13 protein-coding genes and 1 tRNA gene are annotated in these 15,064 nt (G+C 34.4%); 9 read left to right on the forward strand and 5 right to left on the reverse strand.

The genetic code is table 11. The features are described from left to right. Nucleotides 1–180 precede the first annotated feature (180 nt). Entirely contained in the window at nucleotides 181–1,644 is a 1,464-nt protein-coding gene (rpoN, locus tag H8B04_RS02475) for an RNA polymerase factor sigma-54 (RefSeq protein ID WP_190301336.1), read from the forward strand. Between the two features lie 101 nt (nucleotides 1,645–1,745). Here the strand turns inward: rpoN and rpsU are convergent, their stop codons facing one another. Both rpsU and H8B04_RS02485 read right to left on the reverse strand, forming a co-directional pair. Beyond that, complete coding sequence (gene rpsU, locus H8B04_RS02480; protein ID WP_165289590.1) at nucleotides 1,746–1,940, reverse strand: 30S ribosomal protein S21; 195 nt, start codon at nucleotides 1,938–1,940, stop codon at nucleotides 1,746–1,748. A gap of 151 nt (nucleotides 1,941–2,091) precedes the next feature. Then, entirely contained in the window at nucleotides 2,092–2,724 is a 633-nt protein-coding gene (locus H8B04_RS02485; protein ID WP_190301337.1) for an HAD family hydrolase, read from the reverse strand. Nucleotides 2,725–2,809: 85 nt separating this feature from the next. On the opposite strand from H8B04_RS02485, the gene H8B04_RS02490 reads away from it, so the two are divergent. The 4 genes from H8B04_RS02490 to H8B04_RS02505 all read left to right on the forward strand — a co-directional run bounded on the left by H8B04_RS02490 (nucleotide 2,810) and on the right by H8B04_RS02505 (nucleotide 5,481). After that, nucleotides 2,810–2,883 (forward strand) — tRNA-Ile (locus H8B04_RS02490). Nucleotides 2,884–3,328: 445 nt separating this feature from the next. Beyond that, entirely contained in the window at nucleotides 3,329–3,838 is a 510-nt protein-coding gene (locus tag H8B04_RS02495) for a hypothetical protein (RefSeq protein ID WP_165289586.1), read from the forward strand. A gap of 159 nt (nucleotides 3,839–3,997) precedes the next feature. Then, the gene (locus tag H8B04_RS02500; protein ID WP_165289583.1) at nucleotides 3,998–4,741 is read left to right on the forward strand and encodes a nucleotidyltransferase; all 744 of its coding nucleotides are present in this window, start codon (nucleotides 3,998–4,000) and stop codon (nucleotides 4,739–4,741) included. A gap of 2 nt (nucleotides 4,742–4,743) precedes the next feature. Beyond that, nucleotides 4,744–5,481: a metallophosphoesterase family protein gene (locus H8B04_RS02505; RefSeq protein WP_190301338.1), complete on the forward strand. Its 738-nt coding sequence runs from the start codon at nucleotides 4,744–4,746 to the stop codon at nucleotides 5,479–5,481. Nucleotides 5,482–5,514: 33 nt separating this feature from the next. Here H8B04_RS02505 and H8B04_RS02510 read toward each other — a convergent pair whose 3' ends face one another. The 3 genes from H8B04_RS02510 to H8B04_RS02520 all read right to left on the reverse strand — a co-directional run bounded on the left by H8B04_RS02510 (nucleotide 5,515) and on the right by H8B04_RS02520 (nucleotide 10,580). Beyond that, nucleotides 5,515–6,528: an arabinan endo-1,5-alpha-L-arabinosidase gene (locus H8B04_RS02510; protein WP_190301339.1), complete on the reverse strand. Its 1,014-nt coding sequence runs from the start codon at nucleotides 6,526–6,528 to the stop codon at nucleotides 5,515–5,517. A gap of 128 nt (nucleotides 6,529–6,656) precedes the next feature. Continuing rightward, the gene (locus tag H8B04_RS02515) at nucleotides 6,657–8,972 is read right to left on the reverse strand and encodes an alpha-L-rhamnosidase-related protein (RefSeq protein ID WP_190301340.1); all 2,316 of its coding nucleotides are present in this window, start codon (nucleotides 8,970–8,972) and stop codon (nucleotides 6,657–6,659) included. 138 nt (nucleotides 8,973–9,110) lie between these two features. Next, nucleotides 9,111–10,580: a glycoside hydrolase family 130 protein gene (locus H8B04_RS02520; RefSeq protein ID WP_190301341.1), complete on the reverse strand. Its 1,470-nt coding sequence runs from the start codon at nucleotides 10,578–10,580 to the stop codon at nucleotides 9,111–9,113. Nucleotides 10,581–10,819: 239 nt separating this feature from the next. Between H8B04_RS02520 and H8B04_RS02525 the strand changes: the two genes are divergently transcribed. The 4 genes from H8B04_RS02525 to H8B04_RS02540 all read left to right on the forward strand — a co-directional run bounded on the left by H8B04_RS02525 (nucleotide 10,820) and on the right by H8B04_RS02540 (nucleotide 15,058). Further along, nucleotides 10,820–11,533, forward strand: coding sequence for a hypothetical protein (locus tag H8B04_RS02525; RefSeq protein ID WP_165289573.1), 714 nt, complete (start codon nucleotides 10,820–10,822; stop codon nucleotides 11,531–11,533). Nucleotides 11,534–11,546: 13 nt separating this feature from the next. Beyond that, nucleotides 11,547–13,196: an astroprincin family protein gene (locus tag H8B04_RS02530; protein WP_165289571.1), complete on the forward strand. Its 1,650-nt coding sequence runs from the start codon at nucleotides 11,547–11,549 to the stop codon at nucleotides 13,194–13,196. A gap of 521 nt (nucleotides 13,197–13,717) precedes the next feature. Continuing rightward, on the forward strand, nucleotides 13,718–14,044 hold the full coding sequence (locus tag H8B04_RS02535; RefSeq protein ID WP_317170634.1) for a sensor histidine kinase: 327 nt from the start codon (nucleotides 13,718–13,720) through the stop codon (nucleotides 14,042–14,044). A 303-nt stretch (nucleotides 14,045–14,347) separates the two neighbouring features. Next, the gene (locus H8B04_RS02540) at nucleotides 14,348–15,058 is read left to right on the forward strand and encodes a COG1470 family protein (protein WP_223815214.1); all 711 of its coding nucleotides are present in this window, start codon (nucleotides 14,348–14,350) and stop codon (nucleotides 15,056–15,058) included. Nucleotides 15,059–15,064 lie beyond the last annotated feature (6 nt).

The raw sequence follows: 15,064 nt of genomic DNA on the forward strand, positions 1-15,064 counted from the left end.
GATTTTTAAAATATCCTCCGCTATAAAATTAACGAATTTTAACAATTGTTTGTTTTACCCTAAATAAATCGCTTACAAATACTTCAGTAGTGAACTATTTACAACATAAAAACATCTGTATAGAGACACTAATAAAATTCATATTATTTGACTAAATTTACCAGGCATTTAACTTACGATATGTTAAAACAGACACTACAACAAAAGTTATTACAAAAACTATCCCCGCAGCAGATACAATTTATTAAGCTTCTGCAGGTTCCTACAGCTTCTTTGGACACACGTATCAAAGAAGAGCTGGAGGAAAATCCTGCATTAGAAGATGGCAGCTTGGCCAATATGAACGATTCCATCGAAGATTATCCAGATAAAGATCCGGATGATTATGAAAATAAAAATGACGATGGTTTTGAGGAAGAGTTTTCTCTTGAAGAATATATTCAAGAAGATGACTACAAAGATTACGGTGGTAATTACAATAGTGAGGATGACGAGGATCATAAAGAAATTCCTATTGCCATTCAAGATTCTTTTTTCGAAAAGCTGCAAAATCAACTTGACTTATTAGCACTTACGGATAAACAATATCTAATTGGCAATCAAATTATCGGTAGTTTGGATGATGATGGGTATTTAAGACGTCCTATCCTATCGTTGATTGATGATTTGGCTTTTTCCCAAAATGTAATGGCTGAAGAATCCGAAGTCGAGGAAATGCTAGCTGTGATACAAGAGTTTGAACCAGCTGGTATTGGCGCACGTGATCTGCAGGAATGTCTGTTAATTCAACTTCGTAAGAAAGACCAAGATAATACAATAGTAAAAAAGGCTATTGAAGTAGTTCGTAACTACTTGGATGAATTCACTAAGAAACATTACGATAAAATCGAGAAGCAACTGAATGTAAATTCAGACGAGCTTAAAGATATTATCAATGAAATTTTGAAGTTAAATCCCAAACCTGGTGATTCAGCAGCTGTAGCTGGAAAACAATTGCAGATTATACCAGATTTTCATATTTCAAACAATGATGGCGTTCTTCATTTAACCTTAAATGGTCGTAATGCTCCAGAACTGCGTGTATCCAGAACCTATCAAGATATGTTTGAGCATTATGAAAAAGCCGAAAAGAACGACAAAAAAATGAAAGAAGCCGTTCAATTCGTCAAATCCAAATTGGATTCGGCAAAGTGGTTTATCGACGCCATCAAACAAAGACAGCAAACGCTCCTTAAAACAATGAACGCCATTATGAAATACCAATACGAGTACTTCTTAACTGGTGACGACCGTATGTTGAAGCCCATGATCCTAAAAGATATTGCCGAAGAAATTGATATGGATATTTCTACAGTTTCTCGCGTAGCTAATTCAAAATATGTACAGACAGAATTTGGGACTTTTCTATTAAAATCTTTCTTCTCCGAAGCTATTCAAACGGATTCGGGTGAGGAAGTTTCGAACAAAGAGGTGAAGAAAATCTTAGAAGAATGTATTGCCAACGAAGATAAACGCAAACCTTTGGCAGACGAAAAATTAACAGAAATACTAAAAGAAAAAGGCTATACGATAGCGCGACGAACTGTAGCAAAATATCGGGAATCCATGAATATTCCTGTAGCGAGATTAAGAAAGGAATTATAGCAATATAATTCCTTTTCTTTTTTAGCTTGGGATCAAATATCCTATACACAAAAAAGTCAATCCAAATGGATTGACTTTTTATATTGTGCACTACACAATAATTACGCAGTAGTTTCTTGCTGTAATCCTTGTTTGTAGATAGCTTTCTTAATTTGTGTACGACGAGTTACAGACTTCTTCTCGTATGCTTGACGAGAACGTAATTCACGTAAAACCCCAGTCTTCTCAAATTTCTTTTTGAAGCGTTTTAATGCTCTATCTAGAGATTCTCCTTCTTTAACATTTACGATAATCATAATTCCTGTATACCTCCTTTCGTTTGTAAAATTCTTTGTGGTGCAAAGGTAGAAATAAAACTTAATTATGCAAACTCTAATTACAATAAATCTGAATTATTTTCCTTTGGGAATGATACTACAAATAATCGATCAATTTGTTTGCTCGAAATTATAGTAAATTCCATTTTTCTATAAGTTTTTCTAGAGGTTCCTCTTTCGTGCATAAAGCTGTATGCAAACCCAAAGCAGCTGCTGTACGCAAATGTTGAGGACTGTCGTCAATAAATAATGTCTTATCAGGCTCCAAATTGTGCTTTTCCAAGACGTATTCAAAAATATCAGCATTTGGCTTACGCATACCCATCAGATGCGAATAGTACGCCTGTTCAAAAAATCCAGTATTATCCTCTACTCCATATTTATCGTAAATATGCTTCATACAATAATCGTAATGAATAGCATTATTATTACTTAGCAAAAATGTTCTGTATTTATTATTCAACTGAATCAATAATTCATGTTTACCTTCTGGCACTCCAAGCAACAAAGCATTCCATGCTTGATCAATTTGTTCGTCTGTAAGGTTGTTGTTTTTCGTTAAATCCCGAATTCCATCGCGAAATTGTGCGGGGCTAATAATTCCTTTGTCAAAATCATCAAAAAGTTCGATTTGGCCTGAATGTGCAAATATTTCATCTACATTTGATATACCTAATTGAGTAAAAGCTTGTTGCGATTTCTGGAAGTCAATCATAAAAATCACGTTGCCATAATCGAGGATAATATTTTCAATTTTTTGCATTATAAATTTGGTTTTTTCAGTACAAATATCAATATTTGCATCGTCAAAACGGAATAAAGTTCACTTTTGACACCAACAAAAAATCGCTCCTATAGCTCAGTTGGTTAGAGTAGAAGACTCATAATCTTTTGGTCACTGGTTCGAGCCCAGTTGGGAGCACTGAAATCCTCACAGAAATGTGGGGATTTTTTGTTTGTAAAACACTCCAAATACTGTCTAATCACCAATTTTTAATCTTTTCTTCTTACGAGTGATTAAAAAACTTGTTAATAATATCTATATCAAGTATACAGTAAAAGCGGCACTTTTTGATGAATTTTATCTCGCTAGTGTCTCGCTGTTGTCTCGCAAATCATTAAGAAATTTATTGTCTAAAAATTATTATACAGCTTCACTCCTATTCGCTCGCCGACCCGCGAGTTGAGCGAAGGTCGTTGAAGAGGAATGCGCAAGCATGATTTAATGACATATTTGAAGTACATAAAAGCTACCTGTGAGGATTTTATTTGTCCTCTTCTCAACAAAATCTTTCTGACTCTTGTTCATCCTGAGGTTATCTCATCCATGGATGAGCTTAAAACATTCAAGACTTACCGGAAATACTATGAAAAATTTAGCACATCGATTAGAAGAAATAAAAACAGAACTAAAAGATAATTTGGGAAGAATATTTTGGTCTATGAAGAATAATCCTGTTTATCGGGTATATTTGCATCATGCCATTGTTGACGATAAACCCGAAGAATTTGAACAATTTGTACAAGAATATTATCCTGAAAATCGGAATGCTGCCTTAGATGAACTGCATGCTTTAAAAGAGAAAATTCGAAAGGTGAGTTCAGATGAAGCGAGGGAAATTTTCGAGAAAAATGGTGTAAATCTATTGCGCTCTGATATTCATTTTATGGAAGAAGATGCCATCTTCACTATGTATAAATTAGATGCGTATACGAATAGGGAAAAATATATCCAAGAAGAGTCTGTGGACTATGTAGATACTTTCACAGATACCGATTACATCTTACAAACTAAAAAAGATATATATCTAAACACTGTAGAGGTGTATCAAGAAAAGATAGAAACTATCTTTGTAGTGGATAAATCTAAACAGTAAGATTTCAATTTGTTTAAAATTCATATTTACTATACGATTAGGGGATTTGTCCCCTTTTCTTATGTAAGTCACATTCTATAAGCAATAAATACTTTATCATCAACTTTCTTCATGCTCTGATGGTTCAATATTCGCTAGATTAACTTAGATCACAACAATATGCTAAGCACAGAAAAGGAAAAACAAGAATCGACAGCATTTTACAAAGAAGCGTTGGAAATGCTTCATGCTAGTGGTTGCCAATTTATGTTAGGAGGCGCTTTCGCGATGTTTCATTATACGGGAATTTTTAGGGACACGAAAGATTTAGATATATTCTGCAAAAGCAGTGAATACCCAAAAATTCTTAAATACTTTGCCGAGCAAGGATACCGCACCGAAGTGACTGACGCGCGTTGGCTTGCTAAGGTATTCCATGGAGACTATTTCATCGATATTATTTTCGACACAGTCAGCAATATATGTACGGTGGATGAAAGTTGGTACGAACGCGCCAGTGATGGCTATTTTGCGGATGTACCCGTAAAATTTATTCCTGTTGAAGAACTTATCTGGTGCAAAATATATGTGCAGAATAGAGAAAGAAATGACAATGCAGATATAAATCACATCTTGTTGAAATACGGCAAGGAAGTGAATTGGGAAATCCTCTTGTACAGATTAGACACGCATTGGCATTTACTGTTGGCACAGATTCTAATTTTCCAATTTGTGTACCCTTCAGAATATAGAGAAATCATTCCAAAATGGCTTTTTGATGAATTGATGCGTAGGGCTAATGAACAATATGATCTCCCCTCACCTGTTGAAAGAGTTTGTAGAGGTCCTTTGATTGATCAAACTCAATATCAAGTGGATGTGAAAGAATGGAATTATAAAAGTTATACGATCACAACCGTTTAATTATGGCGAATAGAAAGAAAATAAGAATAGCCGCTATGGCGGATATACATACTAAAAGTAGCGACAAAGGGATTTTGAGAAGTACGTTTAAAGAGATTAATGAGAAGGCAGATATTTTGCTGATTTGTGGTGATCTAACCGATACGGGCGATGAAGAAGAAGCTCGCATTTTAGGTGAAGGATTGGATGTGTTACAAGTGCCCGTGATTGGTGTTTTGGGAAATCATGATTATGAAAAAGGTCGTCAAAAGATGATTAAACAAATTTTAGCGGAGCATGATATGACTATCCTTGATGGAGAATCCATTGTTATTCACGATGTAGCTTTTGCTGGGGTGAAAGGTTTTGGTGGAGGATTTGAACAATATATGCTTTCTCTTTTTGGGGAAGAAATGATGAAGCAATTTGTTCATGAAGCCGTAGATGAGGCATTACAATTGGACCGTGCACTGACAAGATTGGAACAAGATAATCCGCAGATGCCTAAAGTAGTATTGCTGCACTATTCGCCCATCAAAGAAACCATTATCGGAGAACCCGAACAGCTTTATCCTTTCTTGGGGTCATCACATTTGGCGGATACTATAAGCCGTAGACAGGTTACGGTAGCTTTTCATGGGCACGCACACGCGGGTTCTCCTAAAGGTCAGACTTCCACAAAAATTCCTGTTTATAATGTTGCTATACCCGTACTAAGAAGAGAGAAAAAAGACCAATCCTTTATTATAGTGGAAGTATAATAAAGGATTGACAATATAAACTGTGGTCAGGAATTAATTTAATTTAACGGTAGGCCATCCCTGCTTATCCCAAGTAATTTTTTTGATAAGCAATTTTGATCTTCCTGCGTCTTTAGCATCATAACCATGAAATAGAATATAATCTTGGTTTTCTGTATGGACGACAGCATTATGTCCTACTCCATGCCAATTTTCGTTTCCCGCCAGAACCAACTTTCCCCCTGCCTGCGCTAAATCAATTCCTTTTTCATCCAGATATGGACCTTTTATATTTTTTGATCTTCCTACAATCATTTTATATGTGCTATTTACACCTTTACAACAGTAATCTATGGAAACAAAAAGATAATAATAGTCTTTATGCTTAAAAATAAATGGTGCTTCTATAGCATTTCCTCCCGCATCTTTTGGATTGTCATCCACAGAAGGCGGATTCGGATCTTTGGAGGACTTTTTTCGACTTGCTATAGTTGGAATATTTGTAATGTCATCTTCTACACGAAGACCATCTTTAGACAATTTCACTAATTTGATTCCATCCCAAAAAGAACCAAAACTCATATACGGCGTTCCTTTTTTATCTAAAATAATGTTGGGGTCAATAGCATTCCAATTCGTCTGCCCTGGAATAGATTGAATAACTAAACCATGATCTTGCCATTTGAAATTAGGATCATCCTTGTCCAAAGTCACATTGGTTGCTACGCCGATGCCAGAAGTATTTTTTCCAAAAGCAGAAACGCTATAGTACAAATAGTATCTACCATTAAAGAAAGCGATGTCTGGTGCCCAAATGTGCCCTTTGAACGTCGGCACTTTTTCAACAGTCCATTGCGGAGGTACACTAAAAACTGGTTTTTCTCTTTTCCAATTTATCATATCTCTAGAACTTGAAACCGCAATTCCATGCCCCGTGGAGAATAAATAATAAGTATCCTGATGCTTAATCATAACGGGATCATGCACTGCTAATTTACCCGTGGGTTGCGCAAAAACCGAAATGGAAATAAAGAAAGAAAAGAGTAGATTAATTAGTTTAAGTCTCATAATTTGTTATTCAAGTAGGTTGATGTATTGCTCTACCTTACATAGCACAATCCCATAAAGATAAGCATCTTACTTATAAAACAAATTGATTTAGAGTCTTAAAAATAAACTTCTATTAGCTCACTGTATTAGTTTTTCTTTTTAGCTTGAATAGACCATTTACCACCCTCCAATAGTATTTCTTTTCCTTCTTTCACAAAATCTTTTAGTGACTTTCCATTTCTTTTTATCACCAGATTATCCATATCATATTCCTTTGGCAGACTAAATCGAGCTTTTGTCGAGTTTGGAACATGAAGTTTTAAAGAAAGCAGATTATTTGTATTCCTAATATCCAAGATAATGTTTCCTTTAATAGATGGCACCAAAGTGTGCAGATTTTTTATCCCTTCGACGTTTGGACTTACTATGAATTCATCGTACCCTGGTTTATAGGGGCGGATACCAGCCATATATCCATGTAAAATACTTAGCCCTCCTCCACTCCAGGCATGATTAACCGTACCACCACCAAAACCTTCTTTGCCAATCCCCCATCCCTCAAATAAAGTCGAAAAATAATTGTTATTGACCATCTTTTCAAAACGTTGTTTATGTCTTTGATTTGCTTTTGCAGGGATTCCCATTATATACATCGCTTCAAAAACATATTTTTCCATGTACGGACTTGCATGATGTTGTGTTTCAAAAACCTTTTCTATCTCTGCATATTTTTCTGGCTCTGCTATGCCAGAAACGACGGCTAAGGCATGTGCTCTATCATCTGTCAATCCTTCATACTCTGTAGATCTATATTGACCATCTTTCCAAAACACTTGATTGAACGCAGCTTTTAATTTAGCCATTTTAGAGGCAAGAATTTCCTGATCTTTTGAATATCCTAATTCTATAGCAATGGCATGCTGACTTTTTAAAGCTAGATAATACCACAAATTATAGAGCAATGTTATATCTCTATTCTCCCCCCAGTCTCCCCAATTCCATTCGCCTTTACGAACTTTTACTAATCCATTGTCCTGAAATTCCCACAAATCCAAATATTTTTGGCTTTTTGGATAAGCAAATTCAATCATTTCCTTATCTCCAGTATGAAGATAATAGTTCCAAACACCATAATGTCCGATAGTGGCCAGAATCTGACCGGGTAATTCTCTACCCCAAATCACACTGGGGATGGGAGAATGTAAACTTCCATCCTCTCTTTGCCAACCAAACATTTCTAAAAGCCATTTTTTTGATAATTCATGTGAAGATGGAGATAATGCATAAAAAGATTCTTCACTCTCCAAAACAGCATCCCCCGTCCAAAGTGAACGTTCACGATCTGGACAATCCATATAATTGTCGCGCATGGTGACATACAGCGTTCTTCGTGCCTTCTGCCATAGCTTATTGAAAAACTCGTCCGAACAGTGAAATTCTCCAGCAAATTCTGTATTATATCCTGTCTCTCGATATCCAATAAAATCGAATTCAATATCATTAGAAGCCACTACATACATGTAATGCCCATTCATCCAGCCTGGACTTTCATACTGCTGTTTACCCTCTTTGGTGATATATTCAGCACGAATTATATCATCATCGCCATCATAATGGTAGAAATTATCTGTAGCCAAAGTTATTTTTTGACCTGCTGGAGCCTTTTTTAAAGCAATCACCGGTGTGAATTGCATATTATAGGGTAGTTTACATTTTAATGTATCCCCATCACGTATTATATCTTTTTTGTGGATTTTTTTTATTCCAAAGTCTTTCCATTGGGGAATGGATCTTTTCACGAGTTTATTCCATGGTGCATCTCCTGCTTTTGCCACCACAATAGCATGTTGAGAAGCTTGTGATTCATCATTAATATGCATTGATCTTTTATCAACTTCTCTCGCATCGAACAATAAACTTGATTCAGGTAGTCTAAAATTAGCGTGCGGTTTATCTGCCATTTTATAGGATAAAATTCGATTAACGTTCCAGGTCTCGTCAGACAAAATTGTTAAACCATTGCTTTGAAGATCGAATAACAAACCAGCTTTTCCGCTGTCGTGATGTGAAAATCCTTGCTTGCCAAAATACCACAGATCCACTGCTATGATATTTTTTCCTGTTTTTAAATAGGGAGCTATATTTACTTCATCATAATAGGTATCATTAATATTTGGCCCGCGTTTTACACCTCCTTCAAATACGACCAATTTTCCATTGATATATAGCCAGTATTTACTATCCACAGCAATTTTAGCAAGAGCCGATTTTGGAACATTTTTTACGTTTACTTCTTTTACAAAACCAATCCAGACATTTATTTTATCTGTTTCAGGTAAGTCCATTGAAATCCATTTGGCTTTCCATTCTTGTGCAAAAGCAGGATGAGTAAATCCTATAAAAAATAAAAATACAACAGATAAATTCTGAATAAGTCTAAATGGTCTTATTGATTTCATCATAGATAATTGGTAAAAATATTACTCTTTCGAGTAATGCTGTTTATAATAGGTGATATAATTGACCGAATATAAACTAATTTTCCAAAACGAATCTATGGAATAATCTCAATTATAGATCATTTTGAATCATACTATACATTAAGGATTTGATAGCAACTCATTCAATAAATCATCTAAGTTAATGATGGCATAAGTAGACGCGTAATCAGACATTGCATATGGAATTATTAAATGACCATTATGAATGATTTGCCCACATGAATAAACTACATTCGGAACATATCCCTCACGTTCTTCTTGATTGGGGTAAATGAGCGGTTCTTTTAACCTTCCGATAATTTTAGTAGGATCATTTAAATCCAACAAACTTACACTTATACTGTATTGACGCATAGGTCCTACACTATGTGTCAGTAATAACCAGCCTTTTTCCGTTTCGATAGGTGAACCACAATTTCCTATTTGGATAAATTCACAAGGATATTTTGGCTCCCGAAGCAAAATTACATCCTGATGCCAATTAATTAAATCATCTGAAAAACAGATATAGTTATTTTCTCCATCGACCCGGCACAGCATAGCGTATTTTCCATTAATTTTTTTGGGGAAAATAGCAGCTCCTTTATTGGCGACTTTACCATTAATAGGCTGAATTTTGAAGGTGACAAAATCCTTGGTAGAAAGTAATTTGGGCATGATAGTTATTCCATCATAAGCAGTATAGGTAGCATAATAAATAAAAGAACCATTTCCTTGATCAAATTTCAGAAACCGTGCATCTTCAATGCCATTTCTTTCGGTATCGCTAATAGGAAAGATTACGCGTTCGGAAATAGAGGTATTCAATGAATAAGAAATCTGATAATGCGAAGAGGCTAGCCAAAGTATATGATTCAAAAACTGGTTATAAATAGGATTGGAGCCATATTCAGCATTCAATTCTTTTATGAAACGTCTGAGTTCTTCATATACAAATGTTTCTGGAAATTTATTATATACAATAGTATTGAATGCATCATCCACCGAATCGATATTGGAAAGCTTCTCAAAAAATTCGTGCTTAATGTATATATGATTCTTAAAATTCTTAGGTTTTTCTAAAAGACGTCCGACTTCATCCAATTGAATATTTAGATCTTTATCGATAATACCAGAACGAAAAACAATGGATGATACATGACCTTCTCCTGTAGCTCTAAAACTTAAAATAATTCGTTTTTGACCATCCTCTAGCTGCGTTTGATCGGGCGATTCCACGATAGAAGGATTGAAAAAAGCGGCCGACTCTACGGAATATTCCATCGTAAAATAGGCTCCTATTAACAACTTATCCTTGTAAGTATAGGGGTATTCTAAAGTTTCTTTACTTAGAGGTGCTTCCATTGCTCGCTTAAAATTTCTTTCCCATATCTCAACAACACTTCTATGTCTATTAGAAAAATTACGAAGTATCTGATTTAAAAGCACTTCTTTTTCACTTTTGGACAAAGAAATAACTCGTTTAATAACTTTTTCTTTTCGTTCATTACTTAAATTAAAAAACCGAGCTAAGACACGAGTGGTATCAGGTTTAAAATATATATTCTTGCGAGTTAGTACTATTCCCATTTTTCTTAGATTTTAATTAGCTTATTAACAAAAAAACTCTATTTTTGTTGACCTCAAAGCTCGCTTAACGTGGGTTATCTCTTTTAAATAACAATAAAGTACTAACATTCTACTTCTTAAGTACTGAAATATCTCTCAATAAAATTTAATATTCGTAAAAAATTGAATTAATACAATATTTAATTGTGATTTACAATCTTTTATTGGTACATTTGAAATACAAATACATTTTTTAACCTATGAAAAAAAGACTTCTACTGTTCAGTTGCCAAATTGTGGCAGCCGGATGCTTGATGGCACAAACGGACACTCTATCCTACCCATCAGGATTTCAAACCAATAAAATGTCAATTCAATTGCAAGGAGGAACTAACGGATTTGGAGCAGGTGTACGCTATCAGGTCTTAGAAAAATTAGCAGTTCGTTTGAATGGTACATTTTTCTCTTACAAAATGAATGATCCATTAAAAGGTCGTAATATTAATCTTGCAGCTTTAGGCGATTATAAAGATGATGTTAAATATGTACAAGGTAGTGTAAGCCAAGTTGGATTACTAGGCGAATACAGTCTTTTACCTGTTTTAAGAGTTGTTGCAGGTGGTGCTGTATTAAACAACACAGAAGTGGATGGTTATTTGAAACCTTCAAAAGGCATTGATGTTGGCAATTTATCTATCACTCCGGAGCAAATTGGAGATTTAAAAGCTCAGGTAAGTTATAATGGTTTTGCTCCTTATATTGGTTTAGGTCTTGGAAGAAGTACTCCATCTAAAAGATTTGGTGTAAATGTTGACTTAGGATCATACTACATGAGTCCAGCAAAAGTTAATATTGATGCGACTAAAATGTTAGCTCCAAATAAGCAACAAGAATCAACTTTAGAAAATAATTTATCTTCTTTTAGATGGATGCCTACTATTCAACTAAATTTAAACTTTAGAATTGCAAAATAAACCCAAACCAATCATGAAAATTTCAACTAAATACATATTATTAACGCTAATAACTATTGCCTCGGCAGTATTTTATACGTGTAATAATCCATTCAACGGTATTGAGATTATTACAGATGGAAATTTATATGGAAACACCCCTACAGGTGTTATTTTTATAAATGCCAACGATAAAAATCCTACTCCAGTTGGAGATTTTACAGTCACGATTTCAGGTTCTAATGCGGATAAAGTAATCAACGATATTGGTAAAAAAGAATTTAAAGTCGTAGGTGGTATGTTGAGTTTAGCTCTTGAAGAAGGAGTAAAACCCACAAAATCGAATCCAATTCAGTTTCATATTAACGGTGAATTAAACGGATATGTACCTGTCTCACAAACAATCACGTTGGATAAAGATTCAGCATCTGTTTATGTGGTGAAAATGGTACAATATAAAAACTTACCTGAAGGTACAGCTGCTGTGGTAGGTAAAAATACAACTTTAACTTCGGGTGCAACAACTGCTCCAACGACAATTGCATTACCAAGTAGCGCATCAAAGCCAGAGCAAACAAATATTCTTGTTGAAACTGGTACACAATTCTTAAATGCTAATGGAGCTCCTATTACTGGTGGTACTTTAACAAGTAACATTGTACAGTACAGCCCTTCTTCTGAGAAAGCGTTGGAAGCATTTCCAGGTGGATTATCAGCTCAAAATTTAGTAGATGCTAGTGGAAATAAACTAAATGCTGGATCATTCGTAACAGCTGGTTTTGTTGCTATTGATATGAAAGTGGGCAATCAAGCTGTGAAACAATTCTCGAAACCATTAAAAGTGGATATGGAAGTGAGCAATCAAATTGTAAATCCAAATACGGGTTCAACAATAAAAGCTGGTGATCAGATCGCAGTATGGAGTTTGGACGAATCAAAAGGTGTTTGGAAAAGAGAAGGTAACACTACAATTGCGAATAACGGAGGTAAATTAATCGCATCTTTTGATATTCCTCACTTATCCTACTGGAGTTTGAATTTCTATTCCGAAAACTGTACGCAATCTACTAAAATCACTGTTAATGCTAATGCTGGTGCGGCAAATAGAACTTATACTATCAACTTATTAAATGAAAGTGGCCAACCTGTATCAACATCAGCGGATATTTCTCATACTATGACTTCTGGAGCTAATACAATTACGTTGGACAAACTACCAAGTTACAAATTAAAAGTGGTATTAGTGGATAAAGCTACAGGTGAAAAAGCAGCGGAATCAGCATATTTTGATCCTTGTTCTAACCAAGGTGTAAGTGTAACATTAAATGCAGCAACTATTGATCTCGTAAATGTTAATCTAGATCTTACAGGAAAATGTCCAGCTAAGAAAACAACTGTTTTACCGAGTGCTAATGCATCTCTTTATAGAAATGTTAATAATAGTAAAGTATTTGTACAATCGATACGTGTAGAAAATGGCACAGGTTCATTAAAATTAATTAACAATACGAAATACTATATTGAAATCGTATATGATGGAAGAAAATACTCTACAGAGTTTGACTTCAATAAATCAGATACTTCATTACCAGCAAAAGATGGTCTGAAAGGAAAAATAACTTACAATTCAGCAACGAATTCCTCCGTATTGACAGCAGAATTCAACATTCCAAATTGTAAATAATTATTTAATAAATAATAAAATAATGCTCTTATGTTCACGCATAAGAGCTTCTTAGTTTTTATAGGGAACTACACCTTACAAAAATCGAAACATCAATATGATAATAATAAGTTAAAGAGATATAAATATTTATATAATTTATATATTAGTATTATTAATTATTTCCAATGCATACTGCCTTTATTAAGAAAATAATTTTTACCCTAATCATTTGCCAATTATTTTTACTTCTTGGTGTCAATATTTCCTGTTATGCGGGCGAAACTACAGACAGCTTAATCTCAGTTTTAAAGAAGGAACTTAAAAAGAAAGATCAATACGATATCGCATCAAGATGCTTTAAAAACTATTTCTGATCTATTACAGATTAAAACTGGCAAGATAGTATCAACAAGATTGATACAGAATTAGACAAGCTTATTCTTGAATCTGTTACATTACTACAATATAAAGCGAATGAAAAAAGTCAACAACTCATAACAGATCTTAAATCTGTCCCAATTCCTATTAGCCGCGAAAAAATTCGGCGAGTCTTAGACAATTTATTAAGCAATGCTATCAAATTTAGTTCACCGGCTAGCGAAATATCTATACAACTGTTGGACTCTGATGAAAATACCATTCAAATTAGAATAGCAGATAATGGGATTGGTATTCCTGAAGAGTTTAAAGCTAAATTATTTGACCTTAATCCACAAATTAGACGTGAAGGAACTTTCGGAGAAGAATCTTTTGGATTAGGATTGTATATCTGTAAACAAATCATCGATCAACATATAGGAAAAATATGGATTGAAAATAATATCAATCAAGGAACAATATTTATCATAGAATTACCTAAAAAATAATTTTTACACTATTTAACATTTTTTATCCTTTATAATAAATCTCAGCTATTGACAGGAATAGCTGAGATTAGTATTTTGGCGCATTATTTTTTAATAAAAATTGGTAGCGATAACCAATTGACATTCTTTGAACACTATCATTCATTAATTATAAATTTTAGTATTTAGATTATGTTAAAACAATTATTAAACTCTAAAAAGTGCCTAATATTAACCAAAGGACTACTGCTTTATTTATTTTTATTAACAACCTCATCTTTTGCGCAAAGCAATTCTGTCAAAACTAGTTTCACTGCTAGGCTATTGAATGTAGAAGCCCCTACGAATGAAACTTTTCGCTATAATAGCTTACTCACAAACGGAAAATCCGAAACTGTAGACTATAAATTATCAACCAAATTGCCTGCAGGCTGGCAAGTTACGTATCGTGTAGAAGGTATTTCTGTAACTTCCTTACAAGTCGAATCAGGAAGCACCAAAGATATCAGTATAGAAATCACCTGTCCTATTACCACCAAACCAGACACATACAAAATTCCAGTTCAGGCTATTTCATCTTTTGATACGCTTAAATTAGATCTTGAAGCTGTAGTGCGAGGCTCCTACGCTGTAGAACTTACCACTCCTACGGGCAGATTAAGTGATGAGATTGTCGCTGGAAATAGCAAAGAGATTCTATTAGTGGTAAAGAATACAGGAACATTACCCTTAAACGCTTTAGAATTATCTTCTCAACTGCCAAGCAAATGGGAAACTAGCTTCTCGCCTTCTAATATCGAACAATTACAACCTGGTCAAAGTGCTGATATCAAAGTAACTTTAAAAGTTCCTGAGAAAACAATTGCTGGAGATTATGTAACTAAAATGACTGTAAGGTCGAATAATGGAACCTCCGAAGCGACTATCCGTATGATGGTAAAAACTTCCATTTTATCAGGTTGGGTTGGAATAGTAATTATTGCTGCAGCTGCAGGTTTAATCTATTATTTAATTCGCAAATACGGAAGAAGATAATCGATA

Origin of the sequence: Sphingobacterium litopenaei, assembly GCF_014692495.1 — a bacterium.
Lineage (GTDB): Bacteria > Bacteroidota > Bacteroidia > Sphingobacteriales > Sphingobacteriaceae > Sphingobacterium > Sphingobacterium litopenaei.